Here is a 16150-nt window from a genome sequence, read left to right on the forward strand (position 1 = left end):
CCCGCGCTTCGCTCGCTCCTGTTCTTCGTGAACGAAGTACCGGCAAACATTGTTGCAGCGATCCCCGAACCGCCGGCGAAGCTCGTGCCTAATCCGACACGTGATCCAGAATCCAACAAGACAAGTGAGAAGATGTCCAAGAACGTCGTCACGTATGAAAGCCGTAATCGCATCGGCTTCGTACTGATCTCGAATCCTCCAGTTAATGCAATCTCGCCAGCAGTTATCACAGGTCTGCAGGCAGCGCTTGACGCATTCGAGGCCGATAGAGAGGCCAAGGCGCTCGTCCTATACTGTGAAGGGCGAACCTTCGTGGCCGGCGGCGACATCGCGAGCTTTGAATCACCTGACTTCGATACCCGGCCATTCAGCTCGCTACTCACGCGGCTGGATGCGTCTCCGCGTCCGGTTCTCGCAGCTCTTCATGGCACCGTTTTGGGCGGCGGACTAGAATTGGCGATGGCTTGCCACTGTCGGCTTGCTTTGCCGGATACACGTCTCGGCATGCCCGAAGTCAAGCTGGGCCTACTACCCGGCTCGCAGGGCACGCAGCGGTTGCCTCGTCTCGCCGGAGTACCACTCGCTCTCGATCTAATCTCCACTGGTCGTTTCATTTCCGCACAGGACGCACTTGCTGCGGGCGTTATCGATGAGATCGCGGAAGGCGAGCCGGCCGCGCTCGGGACTGCAGCGGCCGAACGCTTGATCGCGGCGAACGCTCCGGTGCGGCGATCGAGCGCTCTGAAGGTCAACGCAGACGACGCAACGACACGGGCCCTGGCTGAAGCGTCAGCTAAAGCGGCAAAGAAGCCAGCGCACCCAGCACTTGCCTCGATCGTACGTGCGATCGAAGCTGCCGTGAAGTTGCCCTTCCATGAAGGCGAAGAAGTTGAGGCCTGCGAGTTCGATCGACTGCGCTTGACCAGCACCTCGCGATCGCTGCGCCATTTGTTCTTCGCTGAACGCGCTGCAACACGCATCCCGGGAATGCCCCGAGACGTGCGCAGCCGCGAGATTTGTTCGGTAGGCATCGTTGGCGCTGGTACCATGGGCGGCGGTATTGCAATGAACTTTGCTAATGCCGGCATTCCTGTGACGCTCGTCGAGTCCAACGATCAAGCGCTCAAACGTGGCCTCTCAGTGGTTCGCAAGAATTTTGAGGCGAGCGCCGCCAAGGGGAAGCTGACCGCGGCGCAGGTCGAAAAGCGAATGGCTCTCCTGAACGGATCGTTGGATTATGCCTCGCTTTTCGGCTGCGATCTGGTTATCGAAGCCGTGTTTGAAAACCTGCAGATTAAGAAGGACATCTGCGCACACTTGGGTCGGGTCTGCAAGGCAGGGGCAATCATTGCGACAAACACATCAACACTCGACGTAAACGTGCTCGCCGACGCGACAGGTCGACCGCTCGACGTGCTCGGCCTGCACTTCTTCAGTCCCGCAAACGTGATGCGCCTGCTTGAAGTGGTGCGCGGTGCCAAGACTGCTGACGATGTGCTGGTAACAGCGATGCAGATTGCGCGACGGATCGGAAAGGTTCCGGTAGTGTCCGGCGTATGCTACGGGTTTATCGGAAATCGAATGCTTGACCCGTACTTGCGCGAAATGGATTCTTTATTGATGGAGGGCGCGCAGCCAGAGCAGATCGATAGAGCTCTCGAAGCGTTTGGCATGGCGATGGGGCCTTGTCGGATGTCCGACCTTTCCGGGGTAGATATTGGAGCAAAGGTCGTCACGGAAGCTATTGAAGCAAGCCAATTACCGTCGGATCCAACCTATCGCGCAGTGGTACGCAAGTTGTTCGAACTCGGGCGGCATGGCCAGAAGACTCAGGCAGGCTATTACCGATACGATGGCCGCACTCCGCTGCCGGACCCGACGGTCGCTGCGATATGCGCGGATATCGCAGGCGAGCATGGAATAGCACAGCGCAGCGACATCACGGATGAGGAAATCATCCAACGATTGATGTACCCGCTCATCAATGAGGGCATTCAAATCCTTCACGAGGGCATCGCGTATCGGCCCGGCGACATCGATGTCGTCTGGACCGCCGGATACGGCTTTCCGGATCATCGGGGCGGACCAATGTTTATGGCGGACCAGATCGGACTGGCTGAGATCGAAAGGACACTCGAACACTATGGCCGTGTGCGAGAAAATCGGTTCGGCTATTGGACTCCCAGCAACCTTCTCAGTTCGCTTGCGGCCAGCGGCCAGCGCATCAGCGCCTGGACCAAAGGATGAAGCGACCGTTTATCTAAGCTCAAAGACCCACAGGATATGTGATTCATGCGCGAGGCAGTAATCGTTTCGACCGCACGCTCTCCCATCGGGCGTGCTTTCAAAGGCGCTTTCAACAACATCAAATCCCCTACGCTTCTTGGCCACGCCATTCATCACGCTGTCAAGCGTGCCAGTATTGATGCGGCAGAAGTCGAAGACGCCGTAATCGGATGCTGTCTTGCCGCGGGTACCTCCAGCATGAACGTCGCTCGACTTGGCGCCCTTGCGGCGGGACTGCCGATGGAAGTGTCGGCTCAGACCGTCGACCGCCAATGCTCTTCAGGTCTCGTAGCGATCGCGACAGCCGCTAAGCAGGTCATGGTTGACGGTATGAATGTGGCTGTGGCGGGTGGGGTGGAGAACATCTCTGCCGTTCAAAACGAATACTACCAATGGTTCGGCCGCACGCAGGATGACGCTCTGACAGCGCGAGTGCCTCACATTTACATGCCTATGCTGCAGACCGCCGAATTCGTCTCCAAGAAATACGGCATCAGCCGAGAAGCCCAGGATCAATACGCGCTGGAGTCCCAACAGCGTACGGCGGCGGCCCAGAACGCCAAGCGCCTGGATGCGGAAATCGTTCCTCTCGCAACCACAATGGCAATTGTAGACAAGGCGACGGGACAGACCAGCTATAAGGAAGTTACGCTAATTGCCGACGAAGGAAATCGGCCGGATACGACTATCCAGAACCTGCAAGGATTGAAGCCCGTGATCGATGGGGGCGTTGTCACGGCTGGAAACGCGAGCCAACTTTCCGACGGCGCCTCAGCATGCGTTGTTATAGAGCGTTCGCTCGCCGAGAAGCGCGGTATACAGCCGCTCGGTATCTACCGTGGTCTTGCGGTGGCTGGGTGTCCTCCGGAAGAGATGGGTATCGGTCCGATCTACGCTATTCCAAAGCTCTTGAGGCTTCATGGCCTGAAGGTTGCCGACATCGGCCTGTGGGAGCTCAATGAGGCCTTTGCGTGCCAGGCTCTCTATTGCAGAGACCACCTCGGAATTGACCCTGCCATTTACAACGTCAATGGCGGAGGCATCTCAATTGGCCATCCGTACGGTATGACGGGGGCCCGGCTGGTGGGCCATGCCCTCATTGAGGGTAAGCGCCGAGGTGCAAAGTATGTCGTGGTCACCATGTGCATCGGAGGAGGAATGGGCGCTGCGGGCCTGTTCGAGGTCGCGTGAGGTACTCGATAAGCAGAAGTTGTCCTGGGTAGCTTTTCCGACATCATAGGACCGTTCAGCGATTGCTTCGACCGGAGAGTGATCGGGTATGTACTCCCGGATCGCATTCTGTAGGGAGGATCATCGTTCAGCCCTTATCGATCAACCCGTCCGGCTCTAGCCTGCCGCCCGTCGTGAGTTGGTGGTTGGCGCAGAAGATCCCGGCATACTCGCACGCACCATTCTCGATCACGCGGTTCTCCGAGGATCGTGCGCGCCCGGAAGGCCTGCATTCTCTCCGCGTGGCGCTTCCCTGCATTTTATAGTTTTGTAAGGAGGCTGGTGTTGCAGAGCACGATGATGCATGTGCCGCTATCGCTAAACCACCTGCTGGAGCGGGCAGGAAAGCTCTTCGCCCGAAATGAGATTGTGGGTGTTCTGACGGGAATGAAGGTCATTGAAATCGCGGCACTTGGGCCGGCTCCGGTCTGCGGCTCGATGCTCGCCGACCTCGGTGCCGAAGTGATCATGTTCGACGTCCGGCCGTCGACACAGGCCACGCTAGGCCTTGGGAGATTTACAACCGCGGCAAGCGCTCGATCGTCCTAGATCTCAAGAAGCCCGGAGCAGTCGACACCGCGTTGAAGCTTGTCGATGGCGCCGATGCGTTGATCGAAGGCATGCGGCCGGGCGTCATTGAACGGCTAGGGCTGGGTCCGGAAGTTTGCCTCACGCGCCGTCCATCGCTTGTCTATGGGCGCATGACCGGCTTGGGGGCCAGAGCGGCCCCTTGGCGCGAGCTGCCGCACACGATGGCAATTACGCCGGCGTTTCCGGCGCACTGTGGCTTGCGACCGCAGCTGACCAGCGCCCTGAGCCGCCGCCCAGCCTGCTGGGCGACATCGCGGGCGGCGCGCTCTATCTTGCTATCGGCATCCTTGCTGGTGTCCTACGTGCGCGGCACGATGGACGCGGTCAGGTCGTGGACGCCGCGATGGTCGACGGCTCTGCCCACTTACTGAACCTGTTGCTTTCGATCATAGAGCGTCGTGGCGGAGCTTACGAGATGGGCAAGCCAGCGTCCGATCCAAAGTATTTTGCCCGTTCCTATCGCTGCGCCGACGGAGAATGGATCAACATCGCCGCGATCGAGCCGCCGTTCCACGCGGCACTAATCAAGCGCCTTGGCCTCGACAGGGATGAGCATTTTGTTAATGGCATCAATGATCCCAAAGTCTGGCCAGCTCTTACGGACAAGCTCGCGGCGGTATTCGCAAGCAAGACGCGCACTGAATGGTGCAAAATGCTCGAAGGCACCGATGCGTGTTTCGCGCCCGTGCTGAGCCCATTAGACGCAGCTGCCCACCCGCACAACGTCGCGCGCGGCATCTATTCGACCATCGACGGCATCTTGCAGGCTGTCCCGGCACCGCGGTTCTCGGCCACACCATCGGCCGGCTTGACGCGCGTCCCGGCACGGGGAGCCCATACACGTGACGTGCTTTCCGAACTCAAATTCACAGCAGAGCAGGTCGAGCAATTAACCAAGTCGGGCGCCTTGGGTTCGGCTGCCTCGCAGTGACTTCCAGCGTATACAGCAACTGCTGCGGGCGATCGTGGTCGCTGGCGGCATCGTCCGTTCCTATGTCTTTTAGCCGCAGCGATACCATGCAGACTTTTCACGGCACCCGGGATATTGCGGCTGCTCCTCATATTATCTCGAACAGCGTATCCGCTCGAGACAGCTAGCTGGTGATACAGCCAAGCGGAAAGGATAGATCGTGGGTGTGTTGGATGGAATGAAGGTGGTCGAACTGGCATCAGCCTGGCCCAGCATGTTCTGCGGCATGTTCCTTGCCGATCTCGGCGCCGACGTAATCATTGTGGAACGGCCCGCAGTTGACGCAGGCCGCGCCAGACCTGCAGAGATCTACAACCGCGGCAAGCGCTCTGTCATCCTGGACCTGACAAAGCCGGGCTCAGTCGAGACTGTGTTGAAGCTTGTCGACGGCTCCGACGCCCTGATTGAAGGCATGGGGCCGGGCGTCATGGAACGCCTGGGTCTTGGCCCCGGCATTTGCCTCGCCCGCTGCCCCTCGCTCGTATACGGCCCCCTAAGTGGCTGGGGCCAGGAGGGCCCTCTGTCACGTGCTCCCGGCTATGAGAGCACTTTCACTGCCCTCTCGGGGGCGCTTGCGACCCAGCCGGCGAGCGGCCGGAAGCGCCGCTGACCCTGCTTGGCGACGTCGGCGGTGGTGCGCTCTACCTTACGCTCGGAATCCTTGCCGCGCGAGGATGGAAGGGGCCAAGTGGTGGACGCTGCGATGGTCGACGGCGCTGCGAACATGATCAACCTTATGCTCGCTATCATTGCGCATCGCGGCGGAAACTTTGAGTACGGCAGAGCGAGTGGCCATGGCAAGCCCTTCTTCGCTCGTACCGCTGCTCCGATGGCGGGTGGATCCGCATCGAGCCAGATGAGCCCCAGTTCTACACCGAACTTGTCAAGCGTCTCGGGCTAGATCATGACGAGCAGTTCATCAATGGGCACAAGGATCGCGAGTCATGGTCCGCCCTTTCGGCGCAGCTCAACGCAATTTTCTCTACGAAGACGCGCGCTCAATGGTGCGAATTGCTGGAAGGGACCGACGCCTGTTTCGCACCTGTGTTGAGTCCACCGGAGGCAGCTCTTGACCCGCACAACGTCGCGCGCGGCGTGTATGTGACCGTGGACGGCGTGTTGCAGGCTGCACCGGCGCCGCGGTTTTCGGCCACACCTACGACACGGACGGCTCACGTGGCCCCGCGCGGAGCCCATACGCACGACATTCTTTCCGAACTCAAGCTCACGACCCAGCAAGTTGAGCACCTAACCAAATCGGGCGTTTTGGGGGAGGACCAGGGCAGAGACGATGAGCAAGCGTCCTAGCTGATCCTGACCATTCCATGCAGATGGTCACGATCAATCGACCTGAAGCCTGCTCTCCCACCGTGGAAAGAGAGGGAACCACGATTGATGTTCTCGATGGGGCCGTTGTCGATAGCGCCACCAAACGTGGCGGCACGTTCTCAGCTGGCCCCGACAAGAGGGAATCGCCGCAGTGCGCAATGCGTCGTCGTTCTCTGGGCTCATCCGAGGACATGCGAGCGGCACCCTGAAGTGGATGCGATTGGCCTGGATTTAGTGTCGCGGCGATCTCACCCCTAAGGCACGTCCGAGTAAGCGATACTGACATATCGAGAACACCGTTCCAGGGGCGGGAATTCTAAGGGCAATACCCGCTCGGCATCGTTGTGAGATTTTGCCGGCGTGAGTGGATCCAAGTGGCCCCGGAGCGAGGCCTGCGCGGGCGTCGTTGATGAACTTGACGGCTTTCGTTGGTCGATGATCTCACAAGGAAATGCCTGATGTCAGGCAGGCAGCACCCCAAACGGCTACCGCGGAATGCGCTCATTCGCGAAAACAACCAACGGGTTATCCCGCACTGCTAGCCGGGAACGTCTTGCCCTTGTTTCGCGTCGCTTTATACTTCACCGATGGACATCAAGCAATTCCGTTACTTCGTGGCAGTTGCGGAAGCTCTCAGCTTCGCGAGGGCTGCCCGCAGTCTGAACATGAGCCAACCGCCTCTTTCGAGGCGGATCGCCGATTTGGAGGCAGACCTCGGCCTAAGGCTCTTTGATCGTACCAGCAAGAAGGTCGATTTGACGCCAGCGGGTGAGACGCTCCTGCCATATGCACGGGAAGCTATCCGAGTCTTTGACGCTGTTCTGCGTGCAGCACGCTCGCTGTCGCCGAGTCGGTCGCGGCAGCTTAGTATCGCATTCCCACCCGAAACTTCACGAAGCGTATTGTTGAGCGTGATAGGCCGTTTGCAGCGGGAACAGGTCGAAATAAACCTTGTAGAGGCCTACGCAGCAGAGCAGCAACGGCTCTTGGCGGCCGGTGAAGTAGATATCGGTGTCCTACGGCATCCATTTGATAAACGAGGGCTTCGGGCCTCGCCGCCGCTCCAGCAGTCTCTGGGCGTGATCATCGACGCAAAGCATCCCCTTGCAGAACTGGATAAGCTGAATCTCAAAGATCTTAGCCCTTATCCGCTGGTGCAGTTTCCGCGTACCCACGGCCCAGAGCTTTATGACGAAATGTTAGATAGATGCCGTGCTGCTGGTTACGTTCCCCCGCGTATTCTACAGAGCGGGAGGATGACGGCCACATTTCTCAAGACCCAGTCCGCAGTGATACTCGCGGCGGCTCCTTTTCTTAAGCGACGCGGCGAATCCGGAACGAAAGAGCTCACTTGGAGGCCTCTGGAAGGCTCACCTATCAATTTATACACGTCGGTAGTCTGCCGATCAGATGAATACGTTGGACTAACGCGCATGGCCGTCGATGTGATATTTGAGTGTTTGCAACACGACGAAGCCTGGGCTCCTGTGCCTCCTCCGGTTCGGAGCCGAACCGGCGAGATGAAATTCAAGAAACACAGATCCCTCACGCGAGCCACCCGTAGGCAGCCAGCGAATCAGGCCCGCTGATACCCCGCGCTTCCTCAGCCATTCCGCTTACATAACTCTCATTGCGTGGAGATAATAGAACCTTATCTCGCAGGGATATCCGGCCTGGTAATTCCAACCTGATCAGGCGCGCAAATTCATCTGACGGAAACGCGTGAGATGCGACAGCAATCGAGAACAGACCTCTGGCCGGTTTGGCGCTGCCCCGAGTCCCGCCTTTGTTTGCCAAGCGACCGAGCTCTTGCCGATGCTTGTGCGCGTCGGCCAATCTTTCTTGAGATAGATTTTGCGTTGGTGATAGCGCCGACATTCAGTCCAATGCCAAACATGTCGTGACCTCACCATGGGACCGGTAGTGGAACCCGATACTTGCTAAATGTTCTGGACGTCGCTGCCAGTCGTTCTGACAGCGGCATCCTGATTCGGCCGCTGGCGAGCACGTAAATCGAAGCAAACCGGCAACCATACTCACCAGGTATCAGTCTTTTAGAAAACGGTATTGGCCGGGCGCGAGCCGTTCCGCCTAAATGTTCCGAGCTCGTCGCAAAGCAAAAGCAAGCAAGAGGGGGCGTCTCGCAAATTCCAATTCTCATGGCTGAGTATGTGCGAGCTGATGTTCCGTTCGTTGACCCTGTCCAGCGTTCCAGTCGGGGGGCGGTGGGGCGCGGCTGGGCGAAGTGATTTCTAGGGAAAAACAATGTACGAGTTCAAGGAAGAGACGCGGGCGCTGGTCGATCTGGTTCGCAGGATCGTCAAAGACCACCAGATGCCGCTTGAAGCGCGCATGCTCCGAGGCGAGAAGCTGACGCTCGCGGACTATCGACCCGGGCGCGAAGCGGCCCGTAAGGCGGGCCTCTGGGGACTTCCCGTGCCGGCCGAATTCGGTGGCGCAAACCTGTCATTGGTGGATCGGCTTGCCGTCATCGAAGAAAGCCGCAAATGCCTGACCCCGATCCGTTTCGGCGGCGAGATCATTCCAAGCCTGTTTAATCTCCAGGGCGAGCAGAAAGCCCGTTACCTCGATCCCTTCCTGTCTGACGACACAGAGACTTGCTTTGCGCTGACCGAACCCGGTGGTGGATCCGATCCGGCTCGCAGCATTGCGACCCACGCGAAGCAAGATGGCGATGGCTGGGTCATCAACGGCTCGAAGATCTGGATATCAGAGTTCGACAATGCTGATCGCGTGTTCGTCTTCGCGCGCGTCGGCAGGGAGAAGGCTGCCAATAACATTTCGATGTTCGCCGTGGAGAAGGGCAACCCGGGCCTCATCGCACGCCCGCTGCCAATGCTCGGCTACACGCACGTCACGCACCAGCTTACCTTTGAAGATTGCAGAGTTGACAACATTGCGCACATCGGCACGGAAGGTGGCGGGCTCAAAGGTGCTCAAAAGACGCTGAACCTCGGGCGCTACGATATCGCTGCGGTCGCGCTAGGTATCGCCCAGCGTTGCTACGACATGATGGTGGAGCACGCCAAGCAGCGCGTCCTGTTCGGGGGGGCGCTCAGTGATAAGCAATCGATCCAGGCGATGATCGTCGATTCGTGGATCGAAATTCAACAGAACCGCCTGATGATGTACACTTGCGCGGAGAAGGATGATCGCGGCGAGGACACGCGCATCGAAGCAAGCATGATGAAGATCACCTGTACCGAAATGGTTGGCCGGGTCATCGATCGCGCAATCCAGATCCACGGCGCGGCGGGCTGTACATACGAAAGCCCGCTCGCGCACTGGTACGACAATCAACGCATGGCGCGCATCTACGAGGGGCCGTCGGAAGCTCTCAAGCATCGCGTGCTCGCCAGGCAACTGTTGGCATGAGCTGGTAGTATCCATAGCTGTCAGAAGCATTGCGTAATGACGTTCTCGTCTGGGATAGAGCGGCAACGTTGTATGGAGCCCAGGCGTGATTTGCTAGCTAGTTCACAGAAGTGAAATGGTTGATGACGTCAGGCTCGCTGCGGTTGCTGCGGTGGATTTCAAATGACGCAGGCAAAATCAATTTTAACAAAGGAGAGGCGAGTGCCTGAATCGAGCGCAGGTCAGCTTCAGGAGCGCGTAGCGGCTGCCTTGCGCAAACGCGAGGTCCTGGAAGCCGAACTTGCAGTTGAGCTCGAGACCTTTACGCTTGGCAAATTCGTTTCGTCGAGGGCGGGCACTCACGGCACGAAGACAGCAATCGATATATTTGAGCGGGGTGAGCGCGCGACTTACTCCGAGATGGACACGGAATCCAACAGATATGCGCATGCCCTTCGCGCACTCGGTGTACGCAAAGGCGATCGCGTAGGCGTGCTCTTGCCCAATCGGATCGAATATCCGATCATCTGGTTTGCAATCGCGAAACTTGGCGCCATTATGGTTCCCATCAATGCGCGCTACACGTCGAGAGAAATCGAATACGTATTGAGCGACACGCAGGCACAATTTGCGGTCGTGGACGAGTCTGCATGGCAGACGTTCAGCGCGATGGATCCGTGGCCGACGGACTTGACCAGAGAGAAGGTTATCCTTGTCGGCGAAGCGCCAAGCCAAGCATTCGTAGCTCGGCTCGATTCTCTTCTCAAGCAAGCAGACAACTCGCCCTTAGAAGAAGACATTGGGCCCAAAGATATTCTCAATATCGCATTTACGTCCGGCACCACGGGATTTCCGAAAGGTTGCATGCTGACACACGAGTACATCTGCTTATCCTCGGCTTTCGTCTGCTTGGACTTGGAAAAGTATGAGCGCTATCTCAGCTGGGCACCTTTCTATTATGCGGAAGGCCAAGGTCCACTGCTCAGGTCGTACCGGCAAGGTGGCACACTCTACATGGCCGAGAAGCTGAGCTCCACTCGGTTTCACGATTGGATGAAGAAGTACAGGATCGAATGGTGTCCGATTCCGGAAACGCTCGGTCGCGACCCTGTGATAGCTGCTGCTGCGTCGACGCAGGTGAAAGAGATTCTGCAGTATGGTGGCTGGGGCTCGGAATCCATACGCCAGTTTAGAGATCAGTCTGGTGTCCCGGGCCACAACGCTTACGGAATGACGGAGATTGGTTGGGTTACTCGTTTGCCCGCCGACATCCCCGAGATGGATCGCTCTGACTCGACTGGTTTGCGTAGTTTTTTCAAAGAATTGCGTTTGATGAACGAGGATGGAAGTCCGACATTTATCGGCGAGGTTGGCGAGCTATGGGTCAGGGGTCGCGCACTTTTCAAAGGCTACTGGAACAAGCCAGAAGTCAATGCCGCCCAATTTGAAGGGGAATGGTTCAAGACCGGCGATCTTATGCGCCGCGACGAGCTAGGCTTTTATTGGATCGTCGGTCGGAAGAAGGAAATGATCCGTCGCTCAGGCGAAAACATCGCGGCGCGCGAGGTAGAGGCAGTCATACGCGACCTTCCCGAGGTCGCGGACGTAGCCGCTGTCCCGGTACCTGACACAAAACGCGGCGAGGAAGTAAAGATCTATGTCGAGCTGAAGCAAGGCGTATCGGGCGATGAGCAGCTCGTAAGACGCATCCTACAGCATGCGCGTTCGCGATTGGCGATCTTCAAAGTGCCCCGCTACGTCAGTTTTATTCCGGCGCTTCCCAGAACCGCATCAAGCGAGAAGGTGCTCAAAGGCGAGCTGATGTCGATTTCTGATCCCATCGCCGAATCGTTCGATGCAGAAGAGAATCGCTGGCATTGAAGGCGTTGTTTGAGGTGGGCACGACCTACTCGCTGAGTTGGGACGTCAGGCCGCACCACGTAATCGATCATCGAGGTCGAACGACCCCTCTGATGAGGCCCGGCAGTTCAGGACCTTCGGACAACTATCGGCGAGCATTGCAATTGAAGAGGAATAAATAGCATGGCGGAGCTTCTGAAGCCCGATCTGTATGCCCAGGATGGTACGACATCGGCCCCCAAGCACCCTTCCCTTAAGGGAGGTAAGTGCGCGCATTGCGGTTTTGTCTTTTTCCCGCTGCAAGCGTACGGCTGCGAGGTCTGTGGACAAAGCGGCGATTGCTTGCAACCATTCGCACTTGCGGGTTCTGGGACATTAATCGCGTCGGCAAAAGTGCACGCGTACACCCCCGACGCAAAGGCTGTCGCTGCCGATGTCAAACCTCTCGAAGCTCCCTTCGTGATCGGGACGATCAAGCTCGACGATGGGCCGACAATCCGCACTCTGGTCACCGACGTCGATGAAACCACTTTGAAGCGTGGCCAAAGAATGATGAGCAAGTTGGTCCCGGTTGGCACGGGTGCTCGCACGATCGTCGATCTTCGCTTCATCCCGGCTTCGTGATCAACCAGCAGGAACAAATCATCATGCCTAAATCACTCAAGGACTTGCGTCCTGTCTATGTTGTCGGCGTCGGCTGGCACCGATATCAACGGCTAAGCGGTACGCCTTACGTCTCACTCGGGCTGCACGCAATCCGACAGTCGTTGGCGGACGCTGGAATCGCTTGGACTGACGTCGAGTCCTCCTATATGGGCACCGGCTATCTGGGCATGGCACCGGGGCTCCCGATGCTGCGGTACCTCGGAGCGACGGGCCGGCATCTGGTTCACGTCGAAAACGCCTCCGCGTCAGGTTCTGCCGCATTTCGGCACGCTTGCATTGAAGTCGCAGCCGGCATGGCGGACGTCGCTCTGGCTGTCGGTGTCGACAAGCCAGAGACGACGCGCCATCCCGTTACGGGTCTCTCGAGCCTAGCCAATGATGCAATCGCGTTTTTTACCCACTACGCATTGTTGATGGATCAATATGCCCAAGAGCACGGGGCGAAGCCGGAGGATATAGCTCTGGTCGCAGTCAAGAATCTCTATAATGGTTCGCTCAATCCCAATGCCCACCGCCAGGAGGAGCGCTCACTCGACGAGATCCTCAATGGCAGGAAGCTATCGGGCTGGCTCACTCCTTTGCAGTGCTGTCCTGTCGGCGAAGGCGCCGCAGCCGTTATCGTCGCTTCCGAGGATGCTATCAAGCGTCTTTCTATCGATCCAGATCGCGCAATCCGTGTGGCTGCGTCGGCCGCCTGCAGCGAGCGTTCTGGACTGGATTGGCCGGTGGACGTGGCGCTCACGCAAGTCACCATGGCCGACGCACTACAGCAGGCAGGCCTTAAACCGCAGAATGTCGATGTGCTCGAAGTGCACGACGCATTCACGATTGAAGAGGTTCAGTACGCCGAGTCGCTTGGATTCTGTAAGCCGGGCGAGGCTGTGCACTTGCTCAAGGAAGGAGCCTTCAACATCGGGGGAAAGATGGCGGTCAGCCCGTCCGGCGGCCTGATCGCTATGGGGCACCCGGTCGGACCGACGGGCGTCGGTCAAATCGGAGAAATCACGATGCAGCTCCGTGGCGAAGCTGGCCTGCGTCAGCACAAAGGGGCCAAGGTTGGATTGGCTCACATGATTGGCAACGGCCCTATGTGCTACGCGCACATATTGCAGAAGCCCTAGCGTTCAGTGGCTGTCTTGCGGCTACGTAGAGCAGGCGAATCATAAACAATTTTCGAATACCAGAAGCAACGGAGTACACTCGTGAATGATATCTTGGATCTAGCCGGTCGTGTTGCCTTAGTAACCGGGGCAGGCCAGGGCGTGGGGCGACAGATTGCGCTACACCTTGCGGCACACAATTCCGGCGGCATTGTCGTGAACGATTTTGTGCTCGAACGCGCCGAAAAAGTTGCCGAAGAAGTTCGTGCCGCCGGCTGCAAGGCGTTGGCCGTGCAAGCCGATGTGAGCAATCTAGAGAGCGTGAAGGCGGCGGTCAAAAAGGCAGAGGATACGTTCGGCAGCATTGGCGTGCTCGTCAACAACGCGGGCAACTTCGGTGCCGCGCCGCATCCTGATGCTGTCGCTGAGAAGCCGTTCTGGGAGACTGGACCGGAGGCCTGGAATAGCTCCATCGGGGTGAATTTCTACGGCGTCATTAACTGCACTAGCGCCTGCGTACCCGGCATGATCGCGCGTCGTGCGCCAGGCCGCATCATTACCATCATCTCGGAAGCCGCCCGCTTCGGCGACCCCGGGCTTGAAGTCTACGCCGGCGCGAAGGCTGGTGCGGCTGGCTTCATGCGCGCAGCAGCGCGAGCGCTCGGTCGTTACGCGATCACTGCGAACTGCGTTGCTCTTCCTGGAATGTCGACACCTCCGGTGGAGGCGCACATGAAGGCAGATCCCGAGAAGGCCAAGAAAGTATTGCAAAAGTACGTTATTCGCCGTTTCGGACGTCCAGAAGAAGTCGCGAACATGGTGCTGTTCCTCGCCTCCGACGCCAGCAGCTATATTACCGGTCAAACATACGGCGTAAATGGAGGCTTCGTCTTCGGGCAGTAGACAGACAAATCGGCCAGGCATCCGGCCGCATCTGGATCGAACACGCAGCGCTGCACAGATTCGTCTGAGTGCAAAACCTCGTAGAGGGCCAAGCAGGCGGTGGATCGACTATCGAGCGGACGAGCTGCTCGTCCGCATCGACACCGGTGTGGGCTACAAGTTCTCAATCTGGTGCGGACCGCAAGATACGGGAGCAGCGGTCCGTCTCCGCACCGTCCAGCCTGTCCTGACGGCCGGGAAGTGCCAGCGTTGCACGAGGTCACGGCACGGCCAGAGCAGAACAAGCGAAGCTGTCTGGCGAACTAGCACTCGGCTCTGGTCAGCTTTTCGGGCAGGTTTTCAGGCCCCACAGTTGATCGCATCAAACAACGCCTCTGGCATGCCACCGGAGGCCTTTTAAATCTCGGTTTTGAATTCTGAAACTGATGGCATGTGCTTGCTTACTCCTTCGGCACGGAGGCCGAAAACTGCTTCCGAAGCGACGTATCGCGGGCGCATCCCTGTTTCCAATTGCATCACAATGAGCCTCGCCGAGAAGGACGTGCGTGCAACGCTTGAGACGACTACGAGTCCAGACGATCAAATTTTGATGTCAAAAGGCAAAATCGCCGAACTTGAATCCATCCACGCATTATCCCGTTTCCCGTTTCAAGGTCGCGGAATTACCAGTTGAGCATCTGCTTATGTGCGGATTCCGATGATCTCGCCCGGGTGTACCGATATGATCTCGCCTAGGATTCCGAGATGATCTCGCCCACCATTCCGATTTGATGTCGCCCGGGGCGCGAGGCGTTCTGGCTGTCAGTTTTCTGGCATCGGGCAAGCCACGGGGTCAACCTTGAATCGCGGCTTGAGGGTCTTCTTCGTCTGCTGTTTCTGTGGGCATGTGGGCAACGCCCTTGCGTTGTCCAAGCGCAGCGGCATGTCCACAGCGCCACTTGCTCAGGCTTTTCGGCCGGGCTTACGGGTTCGTCGCATGCTCTCGCCGTTGAGATCGATCCGGTGGGCGTTATGGACCAGGCGGTCGAGGACGGCGTCGGCGTAGGTGGGGTCGCCAATCAGCGCGTGCCATTGATCAACGGGGAGCTGGCTGGTGACGATGGTGGAGCGGCGGCCGTATCGGTCCTCAAGGATCTCCAGGAGGTCGTGACGGGCCGCGGCGTCGAGCGGCTCGAGGCCCCAATCGTCGAGGATAAGCAGATCGACGCGACCGAGCGCACGCAGGAGCCGGGGTGGCGGCCGTCGCCGCGTCCCAGGGCGAGATCGGTGAACAGCCGCGGGACACGCTGATAGAGCACGGAGCGGTTGTCGCGGCAGGCCTTGTTACCGAGCGCCGAGGCGATCCAGCTCTTGCCAACACCGGAAGGCCCGCAGATCAGCAGGTTGGCATGGTCATCGATCCATTGGCCTTCGACCAGCATCGTCAGGAGGCTGCGGTCGAGGCCGCGCGGGGTGCGGTAGTCGATGTCCTCGACGCAGGCCTGTTGGCGCAGCTTGGCATATTGCAGCCGCTTCGAGAGCCGCTTGTCGCGTCGCAGGGACGCTTCGCGTTCGAGCAGGAGCGCGAGCCATTCGGCATGGCCGAGGCTCGTGGCGTCGCCGCCGGCTTCGATGTCGGCGAAGGCCTTGGCCATGCCGTNAAGGCCGAGGGCGTGGAGCTGATCGAGGGTCGGATGGGTGAGCAAGATGGGATCTCCTAATTGTAGTAGCGCGGCCCGCGGATGTTGGAATGCAGGATCGGCGCGTCATCCGCGGAGCGCCTGGGGGAAGGACGCCGATCGAGATTGTTGGCGAGGATCGATTTGATCGATCCGTAGGTGCGCGCGCCTATGTCGATCGC

At 58.6% G+C, this 16150-nt stretch carries 10 protein-coding genes and 2 pseudogenes; 11 read left to right on the forward strand and 1 reads right to left on the reverse strand.

Annotated elements, in window-relative coordinates; genetic code table 11:
- Positions 1-27: 27 nt before the first annotated feature.
- The 11 genes and pseudogenes from YUO_RS0135905 (at position 28) to YUO_RS0135960 (ending at position 14310) form a co-directional block, all read left to right on the forward strand.
- A complete protein-coding gene (locus YUO_RS0135905; protein ID WP_198028167.1) occupies positions 28-2247 on the forward strand; it encodes a 3-hydroxyacyl-CoA dehydrogenase NAD-binding domain-containing protein in 2220 nt (739 codons plus the stop codon).
- Between the two features lie 45 nt (positions 2248-2292).
- Positions 2293-3477, forward strand: coding sequence for an acetyl-CoA C-acyltransferase (locus YUO_RS0135910; RefSeq protein ID WP_028351478.1), 1185 nt, complete (start codon positions 2293-2295; stop codon positions 3475-3477).
- A 477-nt stretch (positions 3478-3954) separates the two neighbouring features.
- Positions 3955-5038: pseudogene (locus YUO_RS43040) on the forward strand (CaiB/BaiF CoA transferase family protein).
- Positions 5039-5237: 199 nt separating this feature from the next.
- Positions 5238-5687, forward strand: coding sequence for a CoA transferase (locus tag YUO_RS48305; protein WP_235782945.1), 450 nt, complete (start codon positions 5238-5240; stop codon positions 5685-5687).
- A gap of 236 nt (positions 5688-5923) precedes the next feature.
- The gene (locus tag YUO_RS48310; protein WP_235782947.1) at positions 5924-6385 is read left to right on the forward strand and encodes a CoA transferase; all 462 of its coding nucleotides are present in this window, start codon (positions 5924-5926) and stop codon (positions 6383-6385) included.
- A 608-nt stretch (positions 6386-6993) separates the two neighbouring features.
- The gene (locus YUO_RS43050) at positions 6994-7995 is read left to right on the forward strand and encodes a LysR family transcriptional regulator (protein ID WP_051379840.1); all 1002 of its coding nucleotides are present in this window, start codon (positions 6994-6996) and stop codon (positions 7993-7995) included.
- Positions 7996-8671: 676 nt separating this feature from the next.
- The gene (locus YUO_RS0135940) at positions 8672-9802 is read left to right on the forward strand and encodes an acyl-CoA dehydrogenase family protein (protein WP_028351481.1); all 1131 of its coding nucleotides are present in this window, start codon (positions 8672-8674) and stop codon (positions 9800-9802) included.
- 201 nt (positions 9803-10003) lie between these two features.
- Positions 10004-11662 (forward strand): class I adenylate-forming enzyme family protein, encoded by a 1659-nt coding sequence (locus YUO_RS0135945; RefSeq protein WP_035728406.1) that lies wholly within the window; start codon positions 10004-10006, stop codon positions 11660-11662.
- A 162-nt stretch (positions 11663-11824) separates the two neighbouring features.
- Positions 11825-12265: a Zn-ribbon domain-containing OB-fold protein gene (locus tag YUO_RS43055; RefSeq protein ID WP_051379842.1), complete on the forward strand. Its 441-nt coding sequence runs from the start codon at positions 11825-11827 to the stop codon at positions 12263-12265.
- Positions 12262-13428 carry a thiolase family protein gene (locus YUO_RS0135955; protein WP_198028168.1) on the forward strand — a complete coding sequence of 389 codons (1167 nt, stop codon included), beginning with the start codon at positions 12262-12264 and terminating at the stop codon, positions 13426-13428. The genes YUO_RS43055 and YUO_RS0135955 overlap by 4 nt, the downstream gene beginning before the upstream one ends.
- Before the next feature lie 81 nt (positions 13429-13509).
- Entirely contained in the window at positions 13510-14310 is an 801-nt protein-coding gene (locus YUO_RS0135960) for an SDR family NAD(P)-dependent oxidoreductase (protein WP_028351484.1), read from the forward strand.
- A 942-nt stretch (positions 14311-15252) separates the two neighbouring features.
- Here YUO_RS0135960 and istB read toward each other — a convergent pair.
- Positions 15253-15995, reverse strand: a pseudogene (gene istB, locus YUO_RS43060) (IS21-like element helper ATPase IstB).
- Positions 15996-16150 lie beyond the last annotated feature (155 nt).

This window comes from Bradyrhizobium murdochi (assembly GCF_000472965.1).
In the GTDB taxonomy this organism is placed as follows: domain Bacteria; phylum Pseudomonadota; class Alphaproteobacteria; order Rhizobiales; family Xanthobacteraceae; genus Bradyrhizobium; species Bradyrhizobium murdochi.

Excerpts from the sequence above, each read along its gene's own strand:
- YUO_RS0135910 (WP_028351478.1), top strand. The coding sequence starts at position 2,293 with ATGCGCGAGGCAGTAATCGTTTCGACCGCACGCTCTCCCATCGGGCGT.
- YUO_RS43050 (WP_051379840.1), top strand. The coding sequence starts at position 6,994 with ATGGACATCAAGCAATTCCGTTACTTCGTGGCAGTTGCGGAAGCTCTC.
- YUO_RS0135940 (WP_028351481.1), top strand. The coding sequence starts at position 8,672 with ATGTACGAGTTCAAGGAAGAGACGCGGGCGCTGGTCGATCTGGTTCGC.
- YUO_RS43055 (WP_051379842.1), top strand. The coding sequence starts at position 11,825 with ATGGCGGAGCTTCTGAAGCCCGATCTGTATGCCCAGGATGGTACGACA.